The sequence below is a fragment of the Parasphingorhabdus sp. genome (assembly GCF_048267785.1).
Taxonomy (GTDB): domain Bacteria; phylum Pseudomonadota; class Alphaproteobacteria; order Sphingomonadales; family Sphingomonadaceae; genus Parasphingorhabdus.
In genome coordinates this window covers 146,389-170,098 of record NZ_JBLWWU010000004.1, presented here as the reverse complement: position 1 = coordinate 170,098, position 23,710 = coordinate 146,389, and the positions used below count along the sequence as shown (strand labels likewise).

Annotated in this window: 23 protein-coding genes; 14 read left to right on the top strand and 9 right to left on the bottom strand. The window is 59.0% G+C overall.

Annotated features, from left to right (window positions below; all coding sequences use genetic code 11):
• Nucleotides 1-33 precede the first annotated feature (33 nt).
• Together ACN0VD_RS05075 and ACN0VD_RS05070 are read left to right on the top strand one after the other, a co-directional pair.
• Nucleotides 34-675 (top strand): queuosine precursor transporter, encoded by a 642-nt coding sequence (locus tag ACN0VD_RS05075; RefSeq protein ID WP_417592272.1) that lies wholly within the window; start codon nt 34-36, stop codon nt 673-675.
• The gene (locus ACN0VD_RS05070; protein ID WP_417592270.1) at nt 672-1,442 is read left to right on the top strand and encodes a hypothetical protein; all 771 of its coding nucleotides are present in this window, start codon (nt 672-674) and stop codon (nt 1,440-1,442) included. Before ACN0VD_RS05075 ends, ACN0VD_RS05070 begins: the two co-directional genes overlap by 4 nt.
• Here ACN0VD_RS05070 and ACN0VD_RS05065 read toward each other — a convergent pair whose 3' ends face one another.
• The 5 genes from ACN0VD_RS05065 to ACN0VD_RS05045 form a co-directional block, all read right to left on the bottom strand.
• Nucleotides 1,443-2,045, bottom strand: coding sequence for a nucleotidyltransferase family protein (locus ACN0VD_RS05065; protein ID WP_417592269.1), 603 nt, complete (start codon nt 2,043-2,045; stop codon nt 1,443-1,445).
• A complete protein-coding gene (locus tag ACN0VD_RS05060; RefSeq protein ID WP_417592267.1) occupies nt 2,042-2,512 on the bottom strand; it encodes a c-type cytochrome in 471 nt (156 codons plus the stop codon). The genes ACN0VD_RS05065 and ACN0VD_RS05060 overlap by 4 nt, the downstream gene beginning before the upstream one ends.
• 13 nt (nt 2,513-2,525) lie before the next feature.
• The gene (locus tag ACN0VD_RS05055; RefSeq protein WP_417592265.1) at nt 2,526-4,733 is read right to left on the bottom strand and encodes a molybdopterin cofactor-binding domain-containing protein; all 2,208 of its coding nucleotides are present in this window, start codon (nt 4,731-4,733) and stop codon (nt 2,526-2,528) included.
• A gap of 3 nt (nt 4,734-4,736) precedes the next feature.
• Nucleotides 4,737-5,216, bottom strand: a complete 480-nt coding sequence (locus tag ACN0VD_RS05050) for a (2Fe-2S)-binding protein (RefSeq protein WP_417592263.1) — start codon at nt 5,214-5,216, stop codon at nt 4,737-4,739.
• Nucleotides 5,217-5,336: 120 nt separating this feature from the next.
• On the bottom strand, nt 5,337-6,077 hold the full coding sequence (locus ACN0VD_RS05045; protein WP_417592261.1) for a hypothetical protein: 741 nt from the start codon (nt 6,075-6,077) through the stop codon (nt 5,337-5,339).
• A gap of 155 nt (nt 6,078-6,232) precedes the next feature.
• Here ACN0VD_RS05045 and ACN0VD_RS05040 point away from each other — a divergent pair, with 155 nt between their 5' ends.
• From ACN0VD_RS05040 to ACN0VD_RS05000, 9 genes are all read left to right on the top strand, one after another.
• Nucleotides 6,233-6,868, top strand: coding sequence for a hypothetical protein (locus tag ACN0VD_RS05040; protein ID WP_417592259.1), 636 nt, complete (start codon nt 6,233-6,235; stop codon nt 6,866-6,868).
• The gene (locus ACN0VD_RS05035; RefSeq protein WP_417592257.1) at nt 6,865-8,145 is read left to right on the top strand and encodes a DUF4350 domain-containing protein; all 1,281 of its coding nucleotides are present in this window, start codon (nt 6,865-6,867) and stop codon (nt 8,143-8,145) included. Before ACN0VD_RS05040 ends, ACN0VD_RS05035 begins: the two co-directional genes overlap by 4 nt.
• On the top strand, nt 8,142-9,098 hold the full coding sequence (locus tag ACN0VD_RS05030) for an AAA family ATPase (protein ID WP_417592255.1): 957 nt from the start codon (nt 8,142-8,144) through the stop codon (nt 9,096-9,098). The genes ACN0VD_RS05035 and ACN0VD_RS05030 overlap by 4 nt, the downstream gene beginning before the upstream one ends.
• Entirely contained in the window at nt 9,095-10,417 is a 1,323-nt protein-coding gene (locus ACN0VD_RS05025) for a DUF58 domain-containing protein (protein WP_417592253.1), read from the top strand. Before ACN0VD_RS05030 ends, ACN0VD_RS05025 begins: the two co-directional genes overlap by 4 nt.
• Nucleotides 10,414-11,436, top strand: coding sequence for a stage II sporulation protein M (locus ACN0VD_RS05020; RefSeq protein ID WP_417592251.1), 1,023 nt, complete (start codon nt 10,414-10,416; stop codon nt 11,434-11,436). Before ACN0VD_RS05025 ends, ACN0VD_RS05020 begins: the two co-directional genes overlap by 4 nt.
• On the top strand, nt 11,433-12,380 hold the full coding sequence (locus tag ACN0VD_RS05015; RefSeq protein ID WP_417592249.1) for an RDD family protein: 948 nt from the start codon (nt 11,433-11,435) through the stop codon (nt 12,378-12,380). Before ACN0VD_RS05020 ends, ACN0VD_RS05015 begins: the two co-directional genes overlap by 4 nt.
• Nucleotides 12,381-12,500: 120 nt before the next feature.
• Nucleotides 12,501-13,697 (top strand): acyl-CoA dehydrogenase family protein, encoded by a 1,197-nt coding sequence (locus tag ACN0VD_RS05010; protein ID WP_417592247.1) that lies wholly within the window; start codon nt 12,501-12,503, stop codon nt 13,695-13,697.
• A 24-nt stretch (nt 13,698-13,721) separates the two neighbouring features.
• Entirely contained in the window at nt 13,722-14,855 is a 1,134-nt protein-coding gene (locus tag ACN0VD_RS05005) for an acyl-CoA dehydrogenase family protein (RefSeq protein WP_417592245.1), read from the top strand.
• A 199-nt stretch (nt 14,856-15,054) separates the two neighbouring features.
• Entirely contained in the window at nt 15,055-16,344 is a 1,290-nt protein-coding gene (locus tag ACN0VD_RS05000) for a spinster family MFS transporter (RefSeq protein ID WP_417592243.1), read from the top strand.
• Between the two features lies 1 nt (nt 16,345).
• Here the strand turns inward: ACN0VD_RS05000 and ACN0VD_RS04995 are convergent, their stop codons facing one another.
• On the bottom strand, nt 16,346-17,083 hold the full coding sequence (locus ACN0VD_RS04995) for an SDR family NAD(P)-dependent oxidoreductase (RefSeq protein ID WP_417592341.1): 738 nt from the start codon (nt 17,081-17,083) through the stop codon (nt 16,346-16,348).
• Nucleotides 17,084-17,172: 89 nt separating this feature from the next.
• Here ACN0VD_RS04995 and ACN0VD_RS04990 point away from each other — a divergent pair, with 89 nt between their 5' ends.
• Together ACN0VD_RS04990 and ACN0VD_RS04985 are read left to right on the top strand one after the other, a co-directional pair.
• A complete protein-coding gene (locus tag ACN0VD_RS04990) occupies nt 17,173-17,943 on the top strand; it encodes an SDR family NAD(P)-dependent oxidoreductase (protein ID WP_417592241.1) in 771 nt (256 codons plus the stop codon).
• Between the two features lie 69 nt (nt 17,944-18,012).
• A complete protein-coding gene (locus tag ACN0VD_RS04985; protein ID WP_417592239.1) occupies nt 18,013-19,329 on the top strand; it encodes a spinster family MFS transporter in 1,317 nt (438 codons plus the stop codon).
• Between the two features lie 4 nt (nt 19,330-19,333).
• On the opposite strand, the gene ACN0VD_RS04980 is transcribed toward ACN0VD_RS04985, so the two are convergent.
• Both ACN0VD_RS04980 and ACN0VD_RS04975 read right to left on the bottom strand, forming a co-directional pair.
• Nucleotides 19,334-20,107, bottom strand: a complete 774-nt coding sequence (locus ACN0VD_RS04980; protein WP_417592237.1) for an SDR family NAD(P)-dependent oxidoreductase — start codon at nt 20,105-20,107, stop codon at nt 19,334-19,336.
• A gap of 25 nt (nt 20,108-20,132) precedes the next feature.
• Nucleotides 20,133-21,695 carry an FAD-binding protein gene (locus tag ACN0VD_RS04975; protein ID WP_417592339.1) on the bottom strand — a complete coding sequence of 521 codons (1,563 nt, stop codon included), beginning with the start codon at nt 21,693-21,695 and terminating at the stop codon, nt 20,133-20,135.
• On the opposite strand from ACN0VD_RS04975, the gene ACN0VD_RS04970 reads away from it, so the two are divergent.
• Nucleotides 21,591-21,833 carry a hypothetical protein gene (locus ACN0VD_RS04970; protein WP_417592235.1) on the top strand — a complete coding sequence of 81 codons (243 nt, stop codon included), beginning with the start codon at nt 21,591-21,593 and terminating at the stop codon, nt 21,831-21,833. The two genes, ACN0VD_RS04975 and ACN0VD_RS04970, sit on opposite strands and share 105 nt — an antisense overlap.
• 10 nt (nt 21,834-21,843) lie before the next feature.
• Here ACN0VD_RS04970 and ACN0VD_RS04965 read toward each other — a convergent pair whose 3' ends face one another.
• Nucleotides 21,844-23,709 carry a hydantoinase B/oxoprolinase family protein gene (locus tag ACN0VD_RS04965; protein WP_417592233.1) on the bottom strand — a complete coding sequence of 622 codons (1,866 nt, stop codon included), beginning with the start codon at nt 23,707-23,709 and terminating at the stop codon, nt 21,844-21,846.
• Nucleotide 23,710: the final 1 nt, after the last annotated feature.

Below are 23,710 nucleotides of genomic sequence, written 5' to 3'. Positions count from 1 at the left end.
TTTTTTCGCACCCGACCACGCTAGGCAATCGCGATGAACGAAACTTCCAAAACCAATCTTATCCCGCGCTCCCTGTTTGTCTTTGCCGTACTCTATGGCGGGATGACCTGCATTGCCGGAATCCTGGGCGCTAAGCAGGTGGCGCTCGGGCCGCTGGCCGTCGAATCCGGGATTTTCCCGTTTCTTTTGCTGGTCGTATTGTCGAGTTCGGTCGCCGAATTGCATGGCCGGGACGTCGCCAACCGGCTGGTCCGCTTTGGTTTCATTCCGCTGATCACCGCGATCATCCTGATCCAGATCGTATTGGCGCTGCCGACCGATCCGGGCATGTACGAACCGGCGAAAGAAGCTTTCCCGATCATATTGTCGCAGGGCGCACGGCTGATGTTCGCCGGCATCATCGCTTATGGCGTGTCGCAATTCCTCAACGTCTATATCTTCTCCCGTCTCGCCAATATGAAGGGCGCGATGCTGGCCTTGCGCGCCGCCGTTGCCAGCGCATTGTCGCAGATTGTCGATACGGTTATATTCATCACCATCGCCTTTTACGGCGAGCGGCCGATCGGACAATTGCTGCTCGGCCAGGGTTCGGCGAAGGTCGTCCTGTCCTTCCTGCTGGTGCCTTTCCTGATCGTATTTTTCGTAAAACTGGGACGGAGACTGGACCGCGAATGAAGGCTCTTGCGGCCTGTTTCTTCGCTCTATTGCTCGGTTTGACCGGCTGTGGTCCCCGGCCGCCTGCATCCTCGCCCGACGGTGCAACCATCGTTGCCGTGGTAGGTGCCCTTCATGGACAGCATCGCAATAGCGAGGATTATTCGCTGGATGTTCTGCGACAGGCGATTGTCAGATTTGACCCCGATATTGTCATGGTGGAACTGCCGCCAGAGCGCTTTGCCATAGCCTCGGCAAATTTCGACCAGTTTGGCGAGGTGCGGGAAAGCCGCGCCGACGATTTCCCCGAATTGACCGATGTTGTTTTTCCGCTGCGCAAGCAACTGGGTTTCAAGATGATTCCGGTCGCTGCCTGGACAGCAGAAATTGCCGCCGAACGGCGCGCAGTGGAAAAGCGGCTTGCAACGGACCCGGCGCGGGCAGAGGACTGGTCAGAATATCAGGCGGTTATCCAGCAATATGGCAAAGCCGTGGCGGGTCGCTCGGGTGACCCGGCGTTCATCCATTCCGACACCTATGATGCGGCGGTCAAAGACCGTCAGGAAACCTATGAGCGTCTGTTCGGCGACGATCTCGGGGCGGGCGGCTGGCGCGCGATTAACGCAGCCCATCTGGCCAATATCAACAATGCTCTGGATGCGGTCGCGGGGCAGGAAAAGCGCGTCCTGGTCCTGTTTGGTGCGGCGCATAAATATAAGATCGTAGAAGGACTGCAGGCGAGAGAGGATGTCTTTCTGGCTGATCCTGCTCCGCTGTTCGAAACATAACTAGGCGTTTTTATCGAAGATCCGATTCGCCCGAGCCAGGTCTTCTTCGGTATCAATATCCATGAGCATGTGCTCATCGCCCGCCACCAGACGGGCATCCGTCAGCAGCCTGCGAGCGCCGGCATCCCCTTCCAGTTCCATCAGCCTTTTCAGCCCGCCGGACGGAAAAATCGCTGGCGGCATCACCTGCCCGCCGCGGGAGGAAGCGACCGTGCTTGTCCGACCCGATTGTTCGAAGGCCTCGATCAACTTGCCGAGATGGCCGCGCGTTACAAATGGCATATCGGCAAGCATGATGCACAAGGCCGCGGCTCCCCTGTCGATGGCCTGGGCAGCGGCCAGCCGGACCGATGTTGCCTGACCTCGGGCGGCGTCTTCATTGGCAATAATCTGATAGCCCAGCTCGCGCCATTGTTTCGCACAGCGATGGTCTGGCGAACCGATCACCAGCTTGTGCGCGAAGGGCAGGCCCGCTCCGCTTTTCGCCGCGTGCAGGCCGAGCATATTCCTGCCGAGCCATGCGGCCAGCTTGTCCTGATCACCAAATCTGCGGGACTGTCCGGCAGCGAGCAGCGCCAGCATGATGCCGGAGCTTTTACTCAATTGGCGGAAGCGCTTTCAAGATAGGCGATGACCGCCTGTCTTTTTGCCTCGTCCGCAATCGCACCCGCCACCATGGTCGTACCCGGAATTTTCGCGGCAGGATCGGCGATAAAGCTGTCCAATTCAGTCGGTGTCCAGGTGATGCCCGAGGCCTTTAGCGCGGCGGAATAGGAAAATCCGGTAACAGACCCGGCCGCTTTGCCAACAATTCCGAAGAGATTGGGACCAGCGCCGTTGGGCGCGCCCTGTTCCAGCGTGTGGCACGCGGAGCAATTGGCAAAAGCGGCTTTTCCTTCAGCTAGCGCCGTGCTGGCCGGAGCAGCATCGGTGGCTACAGCAGTGGTTTCCACTGGTGCGGCACCGGGCTCGCGGACGATGATCTGCTCGACCGGCCCCGGTGCCGGATCGGCACCACAGGCGGCGAGCAGAAAAACGGAAAGGCAGGCAAGGGTTCGCGCTGTGGTCATCTCTAGACTCCGATCAGGCAAAGCTGTGTTTGGACAAAGGCAGCTCGCGAATCCGCGTGCCGGTGGCCGCAAAAATCGCGTTGGTAACGGCCGGTGCAATGGGTGGCAGGCCGGGTTCGCCGCCACCGCCGAGACGCTCGTGATCGCCGTTGATCAGTTCCACTTCGACCTCCGGCATTTCGTCGATCCGGAGCATCTTGTAGTCATGGAAATTGCTTTGCTGGACCGCACCGTCCTTGATCGTGATATCGCCATAAAGCGCAGCGGTCAGGCCATAGACCATGCCGCTTTCCATCTGCGCGGTAAAGCCGTCGGGATTGACGACAAAGCCGGGATCGGCGGCGACATAGACTTTTGTCACCTTCGGCTTTGGTCCGGTCATATCGACTTCGGCAACCTGTGCGACGATCGACCCGAAGGACGGGACAAAGGCGATACCGCGACCATGTTTTTCGGGTAGCGCACTGCCCCAGTTCGACATTTTCGCGGCTGTCTCAAGTACCTTCAGATGGCGCGGCGATTCTGCCAGCAATTCGCGGCGGAAAGCATAGCCATCCTTGCCGGCGGCATGGGCCATTTCATCGACAAAGGATTCGATGAAGAAGCCGTGCTGGCTGTGGTCGACCGACCGCCAGGGGCCAAAGCGCAGATGCATCGGCACGTCGACCTTGCGAATCTTGTGACTGGTGATGTTGTAATGGGGTATGGTGGGCGCGTCTGCGGGATCAAACAGATGGGTGTGAATATTGTCCCAGCTGATCAATTTGCCATCCTTGTCGAGCCCGCCGCGAAAGCGACTGGTCGCCGACGGGCGATAATGATCCTGCGCCGTGTCTTCTTCCCGCGACCAGATCATCTTGACCGGATAGCCGGTTGCCTTGGCGATCCGCGTTGCCATGATAATAGCATCGCTGTCGGACCGGCGTCCGAAGCCGCCGCCGAGATAGGCGTTGTGATAGGTCACGTCGTCGAAATCGAGCCCGGCGGCATCGGCGGCTGCCTGGCGCGCGTTGACCGGTGCCTGATGGCCCGACCAGACATCGCATTTTCCGTCGCGCACCCAAGCGGTGCAGTTCATCGGCTCCATCGTCGCATGGGCGAGGAACGGCACTTTATACTCGGCTTCCACCTGGGTTGCTGCATCGGCAAAGCCCTTGGCGGCATCGCCTTCTTCGGTCTGCATATCGCCGCCGTCTTCACCGGCTTCGTCCAGATAGCTGGCGTAACGGGCGAAGATCGCATCCTGATCAAGGCTGTCGCCCTCTGTTTTGCTATATTGGGCGTCGATGCTGTTTAGCGCCTGTTGCGCCTGCCAATAGCCGTCGGCCACCACGGCGACAAAATCGCCCATGTTGAGAATCTGCAGCACGCCCGGCATGGTTTTTGCGGTGGTCGCATCCATAGATTCAACCGTGGCGCCGATGACCGGAGGGGCCTTGACCGCCGCATATTTCATCCCGGGCACATCGGCATCAATGCCGAATATCGCGCTGCCATCGACCTTTTCCGGAATATCGTGGCGGGGCTTGGGCTGACCCATGATCTTGTAATTTTCCGGTGATTTCAGCTTTGGCTTGGCGGGCAGGCTTTGCTCAGCCGCCGCGAGGGCAAATTTCGCGAAGGGTTCGGACTTGCCGCTCCTGGCATGGATGAGCATGCTGTCCGCCGTGCTGATTTCGCTTTCCGGAACCTGCCATTCGCTCGCCGCTGCTGCGACCAGCATTTCACGGGCGGCAGCGCCGGCTGTACGCATCGCGCGCTGGCCGGTGGCGCGCACCGAGTAACTGCCGCCGGTAAATTGCAGGCCCATTGCCTGCGCCAGTTCCAATATGCCGCCCGCGACCGTCGGTTCGAACCATGCCGGGACCTGCAGATCGGGAGCCAGAAAATCACGGGCGATTGAATCGGATACATATTGCATGTCGGCTGGTGCTTCGAGGATCCGTACCTTGTTCCAGTCGGCATCCATCTCGTCCGCCAGCATCTGGGCGAGCGCGGTATAGACGCCTTGCCCCATTTCGACATGCGGAACGACGGCGGTGACGATATTGTCGGAATCGACCTTCACCCACGCGTTGAGCAGCTGTTCATTCTCGCCGTTTGTGAGCAGCGGACCCAGTTCGTCGATCGGGTTGCCCTGACGGACGGCCACGCCGACAATCAGAGCACCACCGGCTGCGACGCCGGCTCCGATGAACGCGCGTCTTGACCATTTGCCCATGATCTACGCCTCCACTTTCGCGGGTTGTTCGATGCCAGCCGCCGCCTTGATCGCCTTGCGTATCCGGCCATACATGCCGCAGCGGCAGACATTGCCAGCCATGGCTTCGTCGATCTGCTCGTCGGTCGGCCGCGGATTTTTCTCCAGCAGCGCAGTCGCCGACATGATCTGGCCGGACTGGCAATAGCCGCATTGCGGGACCTGCGCCTCGATCCACGCCTGCTGGACCCTGTGCAGGGTTCCATCTTCGGCGGCGATGCCCTCGATAGTGGTGATCGTCTTGCCTTCGGCGGCAGAAAGCGGCGTCGAGCAGCTGCGGATGGGTTGGCCATCCAGATGCACGGTGCACGCGCCGCACTGGGCAATGCCGCAACCGAATTTGGTGCCGGGCATTTTCAGATTTTCGCGCACGATCCACAATATCGGGGTCGCTGGATCGGCATCAACCTCCCGGGTCTGGCCGTTGACGTTCAGCTTGATCATGGACATTTCACCCGGATGATTGAATGGCAATTTGCAACTTATAGCTTGGCGCCTGTCTTAAGCCAAGTGGGCTTTGCGCGATGGCAGCATTCCCGCAGCGAAGCGGTCTGATGGTCCGGATCAAGCAAAAATTTCGGCAAGTGTGCTGGTATCAGTACCCTCTTTTGCGGTGCGCAGATCAACGTAGATTGACGCGACCCCGGCCCCCTGAAGCGCGCCGGTGATAGTATTGCTGACCAAGGTGATAATCGCGAGGAATATTGTGCTGAGCGATCCGACGAAGGCAACAAACAGTCCGAAGACCATCGCCAGTACAAAGAAAATCAGCAACAGGACAAAGATCATCCCTTTCGATCCGGAGGTCAATTCGGCGCTGCGCTTGAGAGAATCGATGATTCCGCGATCTTCGGCCATCATGACAGGAGTAGCCACAATCCACATGAGATACAGAATGACACCCGGTACGACGAGCAGCATCAGGCCAAGCCCGACGCCGAGACCGACCAGAATGCCGAGACCGATCAGCGGCAGCAGTTTTTTTAGCGCCTTGGCAAAGCAATCGGCCAAACTGAGTGGCTTGCCACCCAGATCGTTGAGCGTCGCGACGATAAGGGTTGCCTGAAGCAGGATTGAAAGCAGCATCAGCGCTATCAATCCAATGCCTTGCGATGAATAGCTGGATGCAACGGCAAACCCGCTTTCGCTGCTGGTGAAGCTCCCTTGTGCGGTTTGCAGCAGCGCATTGGGAATACCGATGATCAGAAGTGACAGACCAAGATAGATTACGGGATGCCGGAGGATGACGCCAAATGTGTTGTTGAGCACCCGGCTGATGTCGATTTTACCCGTTGCTTCGGTCATTTGTTCATCCCCCTATATCATCGTGGTCGACAGGCTGGCATATTTTTGATCGCGGGTAAAGTTGAACGGCCGTCTTGATCTTCGCTCTTGCCCGATCATTGGGATTCTGCAACACCTGTGCGGTGGCAAAAGTAGCGCAAGGCAAGGGGAATGAAGTGAGCGCTTCTTTTGACGATGCGTGGGAAGACATACGCGCCGATCCCGATATCCAGTTTAGCCCCGCTCCTGCGCCGAAGCCGCCGGAGATTCCGCAATGGTGGGAAGATTTCCTGGATTGGCTCGGCGATTTTCTGTCACCGCTGTTTGAAGCCATAGCAACGGCCTGGCCGATATTGCGAATCCTGTTGCTGATCCTGCTGGCTGCCGGTGTGCTGACGCTGGCTTGGGTGATACTGGTGCCCTACGTCGAGCAATGGCGTCGCCGCAAACGACCGGCAGAGGACGTATGGCAACCGCAGCCAACTGCCGCCCGCGAGCTGCTCGCGGAAGCCGAAACACTTGCCGCCGCCGGACAGTTTGACCAGGCCGTCCGCCTGCTCCTCCATCGCAGCATTGCCGATATCGAAAAACGTCACCCGGATTTGCTGCGCCCTTCGAGCACATCGCGGGAGATAGAGCGCTTCGACAGACTGCCCGAAGCCGCGCGGGCGATGTTTGCGGTGATTGCCGGGCAGGTCGAGCGCGGCATATTTGCCGCCTTGCCGATTGACGAAAGCGGCTGGCGTGTTTCGCGCGATGCCTATGCCGGATTTGCGCTCAAGGAAACCTGGCGGAGGGCAGGGAAAGGATGAGCGCCCAGGCCAATCCTTTCCAGCGGACCACGATCATTATCATGTTCGCGGTCGGTTTTGCGGCTTTCGTGGCGCTGCTCTACGGGCTGGGCACGGGGGATCCTTTGGCCTCTGGCAAGAATGGCGACGCTCATGGTGCATCCAATAGCATTGTCGGGTATAAAGCGTTGGGCAATCTGCTCGAAAAAACCGGCGTTCCGGTGCGATATTCGCGTTCTCCGGCGGGAATGGAGAACGAGGGGCTACTGATTTTGACACCCGGGCCATTCACGCCGCCCGAAGATATTGAAGCGGTGGTTCAGCAAAGGGCCTACGTCGGACCTACAATGATCATTTTGCCGAAGTGGCAGGTCTCCCGTAATCAGGACTTGAAAAAAGGCTGGGTGTCGCGGGGAGACCTTTGGGGCGAAGGGCCTGGCGTGCAACTGCTCACGGACGTGGCTGACGTCAGTATCTCCGTCGATGACAAGGCGCAGGCGGGACAGTCCGTGGTTTCGGCGGTTGGCGGCGGATTGAAAGCACCCGCCAGTCCGGTCACGGTCGAGGGCGATAATGTCCGCGCAATTGTCCGGGGGCCGACATCCAAAGGCGCGCTGGTCGCCTATCTCGATGATGGCGGTGTCTATGCGCAACTGGACCAGCTTGATGAATCGCACATTACCGATGAAGACGAGATAGATGAATCCTTCTATCCGGTGGTGATCGTTGCCGATGCCGATCTGTTCAACAACGGGGGCGTGGCCGACAAATCGACGGCCCGCCATGCCCTGGCCTTGGTCAAGGCGGCTTCACCGGCCAGCGAAGAAGGCGTGACTTTTGATCTCACATTCAACGGTCTGGGCGGTTCGGAGAATCTGTTGACTCTGGCCTTTGTCCCGCCATTTCTGTCTGCCACCATCTGTCTGATCACAGCGGCCCTGGCCGGGGCGTGGATGGCCTTCAACCGCTTCGGGCCGCCGGTCATGGAAAAGCGCAGCCTGAATTTTGGCAAAACCGCGCTGGTCAACAACAGCGCCGCGTTCATCAGCCGGATGCAGCGCGGATATCTGGTTACCGATCCCTATGCCGAAATGATCCGCACGCAATCGGCCGAGGCCATCGGTATCAGCCCGCATGCCGATGAACAGGAAATCCATCAGAAACTGGATGCGCTGGGGGAAAGGGACGGAAATCGCTTCTCGACCCTGTTTCATCAACTCGTTCGCGCCCGCAAGCCGCAAGAAATTGCAGACGGTGCGGCGGCTCTCTACGCCTGGAAAAAGGAATTTATCGGATGAACATCGACGAACTCAAGACTTTGGCGGACAATATCCGTGGTCAGGTTGCCAAGGCGATCATCGGACAGGAAGAGATTGTCGATCATCTGCTGATCGCGCTCTTCTCATCCGGCCATGTGCTGCTCGAAGGACCGCCGGGGACGGCCAAGACATTTCTGGCCCAATGTTTTTCGGCCACTCTGGGACTCGATTTCGGGCGCATCCAGTTCACCCCCGACCTGATGCCGGGCGACATAATCGGCTCCAATCTTTTCAACTTCCAGACGAGCAGTTTTACGCTCACCCGGGGACCGGTTTTCTGTGACCTGCTGCTCGCCGATGAAATCAACCGCACGCCGCCGAAAACGCAGGCTGCTATGCTGGAGGCGATGCAGGAGCGTTCGGTGACCATCGATGGCGAGACCCACGCGCTGGGATCCCGCTTCATGGTTGTCGCCACCCAGAATCCGATTGAGCAGCAAGGTGTTTACCCGCTGCCCGAAGCCCAGCTCGACCGGTTCCTGTTCAAGCTGCTCGTCGAATATCCCGACGCCGAGGAAGAGAAGAAGATTGTCACCCAATATGGCGAGCGCACCGGCGCGCCGATACCGGCCAGTTTCGGCATCGAAACGCAGGCGGATAGCGCAACGCTGACCGCGGCGACCGAGGCGGTGAAGTCGGTCAAGCTGGTCGAGGATGTGGTCGATTATGTTGTCCGTCTGATCCGGGCGACCCGGGAAACTGCGGATCTGGAAAATGGCGCCAGTCCGCGTGCGGCCGTCATGCTCGCCAATGCGGCACGGGCGAAGGCGGCGATTTCCGGCCGCGACTATGTCATCCCGGATGATGTGAAGGCGCTGGCGCCATCGGTGCTCCGTCACCGAACCATGCTCTCTCCCGCAGCGGAGATCGAAGGCCGGCAGGTTGATACTATTATCACCGGGCTGGTCGAGCGGACGGAAGCGCCGCGTTGAATTTTTACCCCACTGGACGGGCCATTTGGCTGATCGCGCTGGGCGCGCCGATCGCAGTGGTGTTTGCGGCGATCATGCCATCGCTGTGGGCGATCGGCGCGGGCTGGGCGTTGATGCTTGTGCTGCTGCTGCTGCTCGACGGTCTGGTCGCCGGCAAGGTACGGGACGTGCGGCTGGCAGTGGTTGAAACCACGGAGATTGGCACACCGCTGCTGCTCGGGCTGGAAGCGGATTTCTCCGGAAAGATCGCACCACGCGATGTGTCCGGTAGTCTTGGCGTGGATGAGCGGCTGGCGGATGACGGGACGGTTGCCTTTTCCCTGATGCGTGGGTCTGATGACGGTGGTGCCTTTCTGGGTCAGGCCACCACCATCCCGGTGCGGCGCGGAGTCGGCGAGATCGGTAAATTGTGGTTGAGATGGAAGGGGCCGCTCGGTCTGGCCTGGCGCCAGATCCAGAAACAAAGCGCGCAGACCGTGGCTATCCTGCCTAATATCTCCGCCGTGCGCAGTCCGACAATTCAGATGTTCCTGCGCGATTCCCTGTTCGGCCTGCTCGCCCGGAAAATGCGGGGCGAGGGAAGCGAATTTGAAGCGCTCGCCGAATATCAGCCAGGCATGGACCGGCGCAGTATCGACTGGAAGGGGTCCGCGCGGCACAGTAAATTGCTGGCCAAGGAATATGATACCGAACGGAATAACCAGATTGTTTTCGCGCTCGATTGCGGGGCGGCCATGTGTGAGCCGGTCGAAGGCCTCCCGCGGATCGACCGGGCGGTATCGGCGGCGTTGTTGACCGCTTATATCACGCTCAAGGCAGGTGACCGAACCAGTTTGTTCAGCTTTGCCGCCAAACCGGAATTGTCGACGCCCTTTCTGTCGGGCAGCCGCAATTTCTTCCGGTTGCAACAGGAAGCAGCGACCATCGACTATCGCCATCAGGAGAGCAATTACACATTGGCCCTCTCGAGCCTGCAGAACCGGCTTCAGCGGCGTTCGCTGATCGTCATTTTTACCGATTTCACCGACCCGGCCGCCGCCGATCTTATGCTCGATGCCGCAGGCCGGTTGATCGAAAAGCATCTGGTGCTGTTTGTCATTCTCGAAGACCGCGAGTTGACCTCGATTATCGAAACGGCTCCGGAGAGCGCCGAGGACGTTGCGCGAGCGGTGACGGCCCAGAATCTGCTTGATCAGAAAAAGCTGGTTTTGACCAGGCTTCGGCACATGGGCATCGATGTGATCGAAGGCGCGCATCAGGATATCGGAACGCGCCTGATCAACGCCTATCTCAAGATAAAAAGACGGGGCGCGCTGTGAGTACAGAACGGGCAATAAGCGCAGCGGTCCTGCGCAGCGACCGCTTTCGGCTGGAGCGGGAAGCGGACTGGCTACGACTGGAAGACATTGTCACCAAAATGGAGAAGGGCAAGAGCCGCAGATTGTCGGACGATGATGTGCTGGCGCTGCCAACGCTTTACCGGACGCTGCTATCCAGCCTGTCCATCGCCCGCGAGAATTCTCTCGACGCCGGCCTGATCGACTATCTCGAAGGCCTGGCGCTGCGATCCTATTTTCTCGTCTATGGCACCCAGACCAGTCTTGGCCGCTGGCTTGGCCGCTTTTTCAGCGGCGACTGGAGCCGGGCCGTCCGGGCAATACAGTTCGATATCTGGATTGCCTTGTTCGTGATGATTGCGGGTGTCGGGGTCGGCTATATACTGGTCGCGGGCGATAGTGACTGGTTCTATGCGCTGGTACCGGGAAGCTACGCCGACGTGCGGGTGCCGGGGGCCACTGAAGAGGCTTTGCGCGGGACGCTTTTTGGTGCCCAGAATGAAGGGGGGCTGGGTATGTTCGCGGCGTTTCTGTTCAGCAACAACGCACAGGTAGCGATTCTGGCTTTTGCGCTTGGATTTGCATTTGCCATACCCAGTATATTGTTGCTCATCCACAATATGGCATTGCTGGGTGCGATGCTCTGGGTATTCGCGCAACGTGGCCTGACGGTTGATTTTATCGGCTGGCTGTCAATTCATGGCACGACCGAGCTTTTCGCCATATTGCTGGCGGGGGCCGCGGGGATTCATGTCGGGCGCTCGATCGCCTTTCCGGGCACGCGCTCCCATCTCAAGGCGGCCAGCGATGCGGGCAAGCGGGCCGCTCTGGTGATGACGGGCGTTATCATCATGCTGATCTGCGCCGGGCTGCTCGAAGGATTCGCCCGTCAGTTGATTGACAATACCGCAGGTCGTTTTGCTGTCGGTGGCGCAATGCTGCTTCTCTGGCTGCTCTATTTCATCGGCTTCGGCCGTAAACAACGGGGCCCGGAAACATGAGTGGCAGCACCGCAGCCGAACCGTGGATCCGGCGATCCGCCAATCCCAAGCTCGACCGGGTCATGGTGACGCCGGAAGGCGTCTCGCTCAATGTTACGGTCGCCGCAGCCGGGGCAAGAGCGGGTGCCCTTGCCCTGGATATCATCATCATTCTCGGACTCATCTTTCTGGTTACGATAGCCGGTCTGACGTTGTTATGGGGGCTGGGCGTGGCCTTTGACGGTAATCTGGAAAATGCCAGCGGACCTCTGCAACTGCTAGCGGTCCTCTGGATCATTGCAGTCTTTCTGTTCCGCAACGCCTATTTTCTCTATTTCGAACTGGGTGATCGTGCCGCGACCTGGGGAAAGCGGGCGGTTGGTATCCGGGTGGCGGCAAGAGATGGCGGCCGGCTGACCGCAGAAGCGGTGATCGCGCGCAACATTGTGCGCGATGTCGAACTGTTTCTGCCGTTGGTATTCCTCACATCCGGGGAAGCCAGCGGATCAATGACTGATCTGACCGCCTGGGCCGGATTCCTCTGGGTGCTGATGTTTTTGCTCTTCCCACTGTTCAACCGGGACCGGCTGCGTGGCGGTGACGTCATTGCCGGGACCTGGGTGATCGAGAATGTGAAAAAGAATCTCGGGGATATTGTCGCCCCCTCGGCGGCGAATCTATCGAACGACGGGACGGCAATGGTCAGTCGGTATCAGTTTTCCGATGACGACCTGTCGGTCTACGGTGAATATGAACTGCAGACATTGGAAAATGTCCTGCGCAGCGATCAGAATGAAGCGCTGCAAAAAGTTGCCGAATCGATCTGCCAGAAAATCGGATGGGAACCGGGTAGCGGCGACGAGCGCGCTTTCCTCGAGGCTTATTATACCGCGCTGCGCGCTCGGCTGGAACGCAGTATGAAATTTGGCAAGCGGCGCAAGGACAAGTTTTCGCCGCATGAATAGAGAGGTTACATGGTGCCGACCCGCCGGTTCCGTAGCGTCACCTTAATTGAACGGTTAATTGCTTGTTTTCGGCGGTTTTCAGCCTATAGTCCGGCAAAATTCTGACCAAGGAGCATTCCCATGAATCTGGAATTCACAGAAGAAGAAAAAGCCTTTCGCGCAGAAGTGCGTGACTTTATTGATAATAATTGTCCGAAAGATATCGGGACTCGCGGCGTTCAAGATGAAATGACCCGTGAGGATATGCTCGCATGGCACAAGATTCTTGGCAAAAAAGGTTGGTCGGTTCCTGCCTGGCCGACGGAATATGGCGGTACTGGCTGGACCCCGACGCAACGCTATATCTGGGGCGAAGAAAATGCCCGGAAAAACACCGTCATGCCATTGCCCTTCGGCGTTTCGATGGTGGGGCCAGTGATCTACACATTCGGCAATGAAGAGCAGAAAGCCGAACATCTTCCCGGCATCCGTTCGGGTGACGTGTGGTGGTGCCAGGGCTATTCCGAGCCTGGTGCCGGTTCGGATCTGGCCTCGCTGAAGACCACTGCGGTTCGTGACGGTGATGACTATATTCTCAACGGCCAGAAAACCTGGACCACGCTGGCGCAGCATGCCGACTGGGGCTTTTTCCTGTGCCGGACCGATCCTGACGCGCCCAAGCCGCAAATGGGCATCAGCTTCATTCTCGTCGACATGAACACACCGGGCATTGAAGTCCGCCCGATCAAGCTGATCGACGGCGGTTATGAAGTCAACGAAGTTTGGCTTACCGATGTCCGCGTGCCTGCGACCAATCTGATCGGCGAAGAGAACAAGGGCTGGACCTATGCCAAGTTCCTGCTGGCGCATGAACGTTCCGGCATTGCCGGCGTGGCGCGGTCGAAGCGCGGCGTCGAACAGCTCAAGGAAATCGCGAAGGCGGAAATGCTCGACGGCAAACCGCTGATCGAGGATATGGGTTTTGCCCAGAAGATCAGCCAGCTGGAAATCGATCTTTCGGCGCTGGAAATCACCGAGCTGCGGACGCTGGCCGGCGAACAGGCGGGCAAGGGACCGGGACCGGAAAGCTCTTTGCTGAAGGTCAAGGGTACGGAAATCCAGCAGCGGCTCACCGAGCTGACGCTGGAAGCGGTCGGCCATTATGGCGCACCCGATTTCCGCAGCTTCCCGGATGACGGGTCGAACGACTTCCCGATTGGTCCGGACTATGCCCATCACGCGGCACCGACCTATTTCAACATGCGCAAGACGTCGATCTACGGCGGGTCCAACGAGATCCAGCGCAACATCATCACCAAAATGATCCTCGGCCTTTAACCGGACCGACAAAGGGGAACCAATATGGATTTCGATTTTACCGACGAACAGAATATGGTGCGCGACGGAATTTCGCGCCTGATCCGTGAAGAATATGACTTTGATACGCGCCGCAATGTGATTGCCAGCGAATCCGGCTGGCGGCCGGAGCTTTGGGCTCAGCTGGCCGAACTCGGCATGCTGGCCGCACCCTTTTCGGAAGAAGATGGCGGATTTGGCGGCGCCACCGAAGCGATGATCATCATGGAAGAGTTCGGCAAGGGCCTTGCGGTCGAGCCGTTCATTCCATCCGTGGTCTGCGCCGGCGGTGCCCTGAAACATGGCGGCAGTGCTGCGCAGCGCGAAGAATATATCGGCGGAATCATTTCCGGCGAGATGATCTTTGCCTTTGCCTATGCCGAACCACGCGGCCGCTATGATCTCGCCAATCTGGAAACCACGGCCAAGGCCGATGGCGGTGATTATATCCTCAACGGTCACAAGGCTGTTGTGATTGGCGCACCGTGGGCGACGCATCTGGTCGTGACTGCGCGCACATCGGGCGGCCAGACCGACAAGAACGGCGTATCCGTATTTGTCGTCGACAAGGTAGCGCAAGGCGTTAGCACCCGCGACTATGCAACGGTCGATGGCCGCCGCGCTTCGGAAGTCTATTTCGAAAATGTCAAAGTCTCCGGCGATGCCCTGATCGGCGACGCGGACAACGGCCTGCCACTGATCGAGAAAGTCGTCGACGAAGCGACCGCTGCGGTCTGTGCCGAAGCGGTGGGCGCGATGAAGGTCACCAACGAAACCACGCTCGACTATTCGCGCCAGCGCAAGCAGTTCGGCACACCGATCGGTTCCTTCCAGGTGCTTCAGCACCGTATGGCAGACATGCTGATGGAATATGAGCAGTCGGTTTCGATGTGCTATCTTGCCACGATCAAGCTCGATGAAGATGATGTGACGCGCAAGAAAAATGTTTCTGCAGCGAAGGTTCGTATCGGCCAGGCGGGACGTTTCATCGGCCAGTCGGCGATCCAGACCCACGGCGGCATGGGCATGACCGACGAACTGGCGGTCGGCAGCTATTTCAAGCGCCTCTCGATCATCGAAGGCGAGTTTGGCAGCGTCGATCATCATATGCGGCGGCACATTGCCTTGACTGCGGGTTAGGAGAACAAAACCGTTCGTCCTGAGCCTGTCGAAGGATGAACGAGGCACAGAGCGGCCTCCAACGTGCTTCGACAAGCTCAGCACGAACGGCATCGTGGGTCGATATGAGTTTTGATCCTATCATTTAAGGGGATAGAGCCTGTCTGGCTCTGTCCCCTTTTTCACGCTAGATCATTGCCATCCGTTGGAGAGGATGTTGATGAGCAAGTTACCCGAGCAGACTTCCGGCGGCGTCTATCGATATTATGTGCTGATCATGCTGATGCTGACCTTCATGTTCAACATCACCGACCGGCTGGTGATGTCGATCCTGATCGAGGATATCAAGGCGGAGTTCCTGCTGAGCGACACGCAAATCGGGCTGCTCGCCGGGACTGCTTTCACCGTTTTCTATCTGATATTGGGGGTTCCCGCCGGCCGGTTGGCAGATCGCACCAACCGCAAGACCATGGTCGCCCTGTCCCTGTCCCTGTGGAGTCTGATGTCGGCGCTGTGCGGCGCGGCGCTGGGTTTCTGGACATTGCTGCTGGCGCGGCTTGGTGTCGGTGTCGGGGAGGCTGGCGGCAGCCCCCCGTCGGTGTCGATCATCACCGATTATTTTGCGCCGCATGAATTGTCGCGGGCGATGGGCATATATGCGGCCGGTGCGGTTCTCGGGCCGGTGCTGGGCTATGCCGCGGGGGGATTGCTGGCAGAGGCTTATGGCTGGCGGTGGACCTTTGTGATTCTCGGCCTGCCGGGAATATTGCTCGGTATCATCCTCTATCTGACCGTCCGCGAGCCCCGGCGCGGCCGCTATTTCAAACAAAAAGCGAGGAAATCCGGTACCGAAAAGCAGGAACCGTTCATGACCACGATGCGCTCGCTGTGGACGAACAATATCTTTGTGCGGGTGGTGCTGGCCAATAGTTTCACCAACATACCGTCCTTCGCCTTCGCCATCTGGCTGGCGCCGACGCTGATCCGTAATTTTGATGTCTCCAAGGGTGAAGTCGGTCTTTATCTTGGTGCGGTATTGTTTGCGGGCGGCGTTCCCGGGATGATATTGGGTGGCTATCTCGCGGATTATCTCGCCAGGAAAAGTCCCAAATGGCGGCCATGGTATTGCGCACTGGCGGTCATGCTGACCCTGCCATTCTGGGCCTTCTGCCTGCTGTCGACCAGTCTCGAAATGACTCTCGCATTATATATCTGCGGCTATATTCTGCTGGTATCCACGCAGGGCGCTGCGATCTCCATGGTCCAGGCAGCGGTGTTGCCGACCGAACGCGGGACGGCGTCGTCGATCAGCAGTCTGTCGATCAATCTGCTCGGCTATGGCATCGGCCCCGCACTGATCGGCTTGATGAGCGATAATTGGGCCGATTCCTATGGCAGCATGTCGCTCAGCTATGCGGTTATTGCGACCGTGGTGGTGAGCCTGAGCATGGCGACACTGTTATTCTGGTGGACCGCCAAGGCCGTCGACGCGGAACCGGTTCCAGCCTGAGTTAAAGCAGCAGCCCGCCATCGGCGATAATTGTCTGCCCGACAATATAGCCTGCCAGTGGTGACGCGAGGAACAGGACCAGGCCCGCCATATCATCCGGATCGCCAATGCGGCCGAGCGGTATCGACCGGATCGTGGCTTCCCGCCGTTTCGGATTGTCGGTGGTGACCTTGGTCATATTGGTGGCGATCAGGCCCGGTGCGACACCATTGACGCGAATGCCGTCCGGTGCCCAAGCCTTGCCCAAGGTCCGGGTCAATCCGGCGGCCCCTGCCTTAGAGGCATTATAGCCCGGATTGCCGACGGTCGCATGGAAGGCGGCGGTCGAACTGATGATGATCAGCGAACCTTTTGCCTGTTTGAGCAGATCATAAAATTGTCCGGCGCAGGTCATCAGACTGTTGAGATTGACCTGCACGACCTTGGCAAAATTCTCCGGTTCAAATTCGGCGCGCTTGTACATCACCATGCCTTGCGAGCAGACCAGCGCGTCCAGCCTGGTAAATTTCTGCCGCAAGGCGATGATCGCAGCATCATCTCCGGCATCGAGCTGATGAAAGGTCAGGCCTTCCAGATCGGAGCCTTCGTCCGCAGCATAGTCTGCTTCGCTGGCGCGGGTTCCGGTCACATGGACCTCGGCGCCGCAGCCACGGAAAGCCTGCGCGGTGGCATTGCCGATTCCACTGGAGCCGCCAATTATGCAGACGGTTTTGCCGGTAAAATCCATGGACGTGTCTATCATTATCTTCTCCTATGCAATTGACTATTGGCCGAGCAATTGCCGATCGTCTAGAGCCTGTTCTCTAATTTAGCCGGAGCAATGACATCATGGATATTCCTTTTTCCCTCAAAGGCCGTACCGCCCTGATCGCCGGTGCCTCCTCAGGCTTTGGTGCGCGCTTCGCCCAATTATTTGCAGCAGCAGGTGCCAATGTCGTGCTGGGTGCCCGGCGCACCGACCGGACCGATGCTTTGGCGACAGAAATCGGCGATGCGGGCGGTAAAGCGCTGGCGGTTCCGCTGGATGTGACGGATGAAGCGTCGATCATCACTGCCTATGACGCCGCCGAAGCGGCATTTGGTACGGTTGATACGATTATCGCCAATGCGGGCGTATCCGCCGCAGGCAGATCCACGGACGTAGCGGCGGACCGTTTGCAGATGCTGATCGATACCAATTTCAAGGGCGTCTATCTTGTTGCAAGAGAAGGCGCAAAGCGGCTTATTGCCTCTGGTAGCCGGGAAAAAGAAAACGGAAGGATCGTGATTATCGGATCGATCACCTCGCGACTGACCGGCGACGGCGACAGCGCCTATTCTGCCAGCAAGGCGGGCGTGGCCCATCTCGGCCGCAATCTCGCGCGCGAATGGGTGCGGCAAGGCGTGAATGTGAACACCATCCATCCCGGTTATATTCCGACCGAAATACAGGGTGACTGGTATCAGACCGCAGGCGGCGAAGCGCAAATCGCCGGTTTCCATCGCCGCCGGCTGCAGGATATCGAATCACTCGATCCGATGATGCTCTATCTTGCCTCCGACGCTTCCCGGATGGTGACCGGGTCGGATATCGTCCTTGATGATGGACAGTCGCTCTGAGAGGCGGGCCCACAGGTCCTAGCTAAACAAAGGGTGCCGGGGGCAAAATAAACCTGCCATATCTTTTCGATGGCAGAGGATATCCGCCCCAACGAGGGCATCGAGAATAAGGCAGATATTGCATCTGCCTCACGGCGACGTGCAAATTATGCGCTTGCTGTCCTGTTTGTTGTCACCATGCTCAATTTTCTCGACCGGCAGGTGATCTCGATTGTCGCCGAACCGATCAAGCGCGACCTCGGGTTGAGTGATACGCAACTCGGCCTGATGACCGGTCTGTCTTTCGCGGTATTTTACACGACATTGGCGATTCCGCTCGCTGCCTTGGCGGATCGCTGGAACCGCAGCCGGATTATCGCCATCGCGATTGCGGTCTGGTCGCTGATGACAATTTTGTGCGGGCTGGCGGGCAATTTTGTGCAGCTGTTTCTGGCCCGTATTGGGGTGGGCATTGGTGAAGCGGGTTCGTCGCCGGCTTCGCACAGCCTGATCGCCGACCTGTTCCCGCCGGAGCGCCGCGCCGGAGCGTTGGGGATCATGGGCGCAGCGGTCCCGGTTGGTGCGTTCATTGCCTATGCCGGTGGCGGCTATATTACCGAAATGTTCAGCTGGCGGGCTGCCTTTCTGCTGGCTGGCCTGCCGGGGATCATCATCGCTCTGGTGATATGGTTCACTGTGCCCGATCCACGCGGCAAGGTCAGTCTGGCAAAGGCCCTGCAACCGGTGCCGGGCGAAGTGACGTTGCGCAGCGCCTTGCTCGACCTGTCGCGCAAACCGGCCTATTGGCATCTGGTTGCCGCCGGAGTGATGGTGCAATTTGTCTCTTATGGCCTCGCCAGCTTCTATGGCAGCCTGTTCGTCCGGGTGCATGCCATGAACTATGGAGAGCTTGGCTGGAAACTTGGTGTGATGGTCGGACTGACCGGCGGCTTCGGGGCCTGGTTTGGCGGCAAGGTCGGCGATATTATCGGCAAGCGTGATCCGCTCATGCCGCTATTGGTCAGCGGACTGGTTCTGGTTCTGGCTGCCCCGGGAATGATTGCCGCCATCTATGCTGACAATGCCAATGCCGCGATCATGCTGCTCGGTTTCCCGACCTTTGCCGCGACCTTCTATTTTGGCCCCAGCTTCGCGGCGGTGCAGACCTTGGCCGGCGACCGGACCCGGGCTATGGCGGTGGCGATCTATCTGCTGATTGCCGGTCTGATCGGGCTGGGACTGGGGCCTGTTTTCGTCGGCAGTCTGTCCGACCATTTTGCCCATGGCGCAACGGAACTGGAAGCCAGTGCGCTCCAGCAGGCTCTTGCGGTATTGGCTTTATTCAACCTCTGGGCGGGCTTTCATTATTGGCGCGTCTGGGTGTGGATAAAGCGCGAACCGGCCTAGCGAGCTACTTTCCTCCCGTTACATAGAGGCACTGGCCGGTCACCCAGCTCGACGCGGGCGAGGCCATGTAGACCACAGCAGCGGCAATATCCTCTTCCCGGCCAAAGCGGGCCAGAGGAATCTGGAACTGCTTGAGCAAGGCTGCGCGTTTTTCTTCGGAATCGATACCCATGGATTCGTCAAAATTCTCGGTCGGGATCGGGCCGGGAGCGACAGCATTGACGCGGATTTTGGGGGCCAGTTCGAGCGATAGGCTTGCGGTCAGGCTGTTCACCGCCGCCTTGGATGCACCGTAAGGGGCGTTTTTGATCTGGCCGCCAATCGCGGCACGCGAAGAAATGTTGATAATTGCACCACCAATGTCGTCCATATGGTTGGCTGCGGCGACGGCGCCCATCCACACGCTTTTCAGATTGAGCTCAATCTGCGCGTCCCAGCTTTCTTCGGGGGTGCGCGTCAGATAGCGGGGTGTGCCGTCGGGCAAGCCGCCGGCGTTGCTGACCCAGATGCTCAGCCGGCCGAGTTCCTCGACCGCACGATTGGCGAGATTTTCCAGCGCGGCGCGGCTGGTTACATCGGTCGGCACCGCGATGGCGCGGCGACCCAGTGCGCGGATTTCACCGGCAACCTTTTCCAGATCATCGGCAGAACGCGCCGCGACCGCGACATCGGCGCCCGCTTCGGCCAGACCTAGTGCAATCGCCCGTCCGATCCCCTTGCCGGCACCTGTTACGACAGCGACCTCACCGTCGAGTTTGAATTGATCCAATATGCCCATGATCTCGTTCCCTTGAATGGTTTGTTCATTGATTGACCAGCCTGGCCGCCGCGCGGCCGGCGATATAGCCAAAGGTCAATGCAGGTCCCAATGTGCCGCCAGCTCCGGCATAGACGCTGCCGGTCGGCGCGCTGATCACGTTGCCGGCGCCGAACAGTCCGGCAATCGGCTCGCCATCGACATCCACTATCTGCGCCTGCGCGTTGGTTTTTGCGCCACCATTGGTACCGAGTGCGCCCATCCTGATTTCTACCGCGTAATAGGGCGGCTTGGTCACCGACCCCAGAGTTGCTTCCGCGCCTTCTCTGGAACGGTCGCCGTAAAAACGGTCATAGTCGGTCTTGCCGCGACCGAAGTCCTGATCGTCCCGTTGCTCGGCCTGTTCATTGAACCGGTCGACCGTAGCGGGGAAATTCTTTGCATCGACACCGATTTTTTCTGCCAGTGCTTCGAAGCTGTCGGCCACTGCCACCCAATCGGGCAGCGGTGTTCCGGGCATGAAGGAGGCTAGCGGATAGCGTTCCCGATATTGCGAATCGAAGATCAGATAGGCGGGCAGATTGGGATAGGCATAAGTCGCCGGATCGAAGGCGTGAAAGGCACCCGCCAGTGCCGAATAGTTTGCCGCTTCGTTGCAGAATCTCTTGCCCTCGCGGTTGACCATGATGCCGTGCGGCAGGGTGCGTTCTATCAGCACCGGCATATTGCGGATTTCGCCGCTCGCCCATTGCGCTTCGGGAATCGCGAGAGTCGGCACCCACCATGCGCTGGTCATATTGCCGAGGCCTGCGCCTGCTGCCATCGCCATTTTCAGGCCATCGCCTTCATTGGTGGGAGGCGAAGCTGGTGCATCCAGCGGTCCGCGCAGGAAGGCATGTTTCAGAGCATCATTCCATTCGAATCCGCCGGTTGCCAATATCACACCGTTTCGCGCGGTGATCGTTTCCTGCTTGCCGCCCCGTTCGACGGTTGCGCCAGTCACGCGGCCATTTTCGACGCAAAGCCGGTAACCGCCACAACCCAAGGCCGGCTCGATCCCGCGTTCTAGACAGGCTTTCAGCAACCGTCCGACCAGTGCCTGTCCCCAGCCGCGCAGATCACCGGCATCACGCCGCTGCAATTCCTCCGGCTCGACCACGCCGCTGCCGCCGCCGAGAGGCGTCTCGCGCAGCATCATCCGCGGTGCCGGCCCATGGTCGAATATCCGCTCCCTCCACTCCCCGAGCGACGTGAAATCAAACAGCTCATTGTCGAGCGAACGCCCGCCTGCTTTTGCACCGGGGCGGTCTTCATAATAGTCGGGATAATCCGGCATCATTGTAAGCTTGATCGCACCGATCTCGGTCAGGAACGAATGCATGGGGCCGGCTTCGGTGACAAAGGCGCCAAGCACGTCTTCGTCCATTTCGCCATGATCGAGCGACAGAAAATAGGCGAGAGCCTCTGCGGCGCTGTCTTCCTTGCCCTGCGGCTCCATCTGTTCATGATCGGGCAGCCAGACAACGCCGCCGGATATCGCCGCAGTTCCGCCAAGTCGATCCTGCTTCTCTATCAGCCGGACCGAGGCACCGGATTCATGCGCCGCCAGTGCAGCGGTCAGGCCCGCTGCTCCCGCACCGATGATCAGAACATCTATCTCGCTATCGATAATCGCACCTTTCCCATGACTGGACCGGTGACCAGCCTAGAGGCTTGGATAAGGTGCGACAAATCGCACTTTGGATAGCGGCAAAATGCTAGGCAGCAACGGTCCCGGGTTGCACCGGCGCCGGTAGCCCGGTTTCTGCCAGACAATTGGCACGTAATGTTTCGATGTCGGGGCCAAAGTTGAACGGACTGTCGGTCTCGACATTATCCGCCGCCATTTCCGCACGCAGGCTTTCTGTCGCCGGACCATCGACACTACCGTCTTCGGCAATGACCACGCCATAGTCGCGCGCACCTTCCACGGTCACCAGCCCCTGACGGATTTCCAGCGCGACCAGTTCAGGGTCGCGTTCCAGCGGATTGCCCCAGCCACCGCCGCCCCAGGTGATGAAGTGGAGCAGATCGCCTTCGCGGACCTCTATTCCGTCCTGCTTGTTGCCGACCACTTCTTTCGTGCCATCGGCGCGTTCCAGTATCTTGGTCGCCCGATCACCCGGCTGGCCTCCGTTGACGCCCCACGGATAGGTGAACCAGCGGTCGTCATGGATCGCGACGGTTCCGGGTTCAAGGAACCGGTAGGTCATATGGATGCCATTGCCGCCGCGGAACAGTCCGGCGCCGCCGCTGTCGGGCTTGGCTTCATAGCGTTCGATGCGAAGCGGGAAATATTTCTCGAGAAACTCGTTCGGCACATTGGTGAAGCCGGGCCACAAAGAATGACCATCTGGGCCATCGCCAAAGGGCCGCCCGGGAATGCCGCCAAAGCCGATCTGGAACAGCTGAAACCATTCGCCGGACTTGTCGAAACCCGAATACATCAAATGCGGGCTGGACGAGAAGCCGGCGCCGTTGAGGAATTCCGGCTGGCGCTGGCCGAGCAGGCCGCCCAAAATATCGAAAATCCGGCCCAAAGCGTGAGTCCGCCCGGCCAGCGCGGCGGGATATTTCGGCTTGAGCAAAGACCCCTCCGGAATCCGGACGTCGACCAGATCGTAGAATCCGTCGTTGAACAATATCTGTGGGTCGAAGACCATGATCATATAGATGCCGAAGAACATCTTGAACATATTCTCGTTCAGGAAAAAGTTGATCGAACTTGGTGCCTGCGGATCGGTTCCTTCAAAGTCGAGAATGACCTTGTCGCCCTCGCGCCACATCCTGCAACTGATCTTATACGGTCCAAAACCGACGCCGTCGTCGCAGATATAGTCGGAGAAACTGACCGGTTCCTCGCCGATGCTGGTTTCGATCAGATGTTTCATCGCGCGATGGTTGCGGGCCAGCAGCAGATCGGTGGCGCTGGCAAATTCGTCTTCGCCAAAGCGCGCGCATATTTCATCGACCCGGCGGGCCGCGACCCGGCAGGAAGCGATCAGCGCGTTGAGGTCGGCGGCGCACCAGTCCGGCTTGCGGCTCTGGTGGAGGACGACCTTGACCATCTCCTCGTTATAAACGCCCTTCTGGTAGATTTTTACCGGCGGTATCCGGACGCCTTCCTCGAACACGGTCTTGCTGTCGATCGGGATCGAGCCGGCAACTTTGCCGCCAATGTCTGACTGATGACCGAACATGGCGGTCCATGCGACCAGCCGTCCGCCGCGATAGACCGGCAGCAAAACCAGCCAGTCATTATTATGGCTGACCGCGCCGTCGCAACTGTACGGATCGCTAAGGAAGATCATGTCGCCTTCCTCGATCGTGCCCGGATAGGAGCGCAGGAAGCCGTCGATAAAGCTGCCAAACTGGCCGACCACCATCTTGCCCTGCCGGTCAGCGATCAGCGGAAAGGCATCGCCCTGTTCCCGGATGCCCGGCGACATGGCGGTACGGACCAGAGTGGCATCCATCTCGATCCTGGCGTTGCGCAGCGCATTTTCCATGATGTCGAGCGTGACCGGGTCAACGTCAACTTTGTTGAACGGGGCGCCGTTGGTTTCGATAATCTGTGCGGGCATG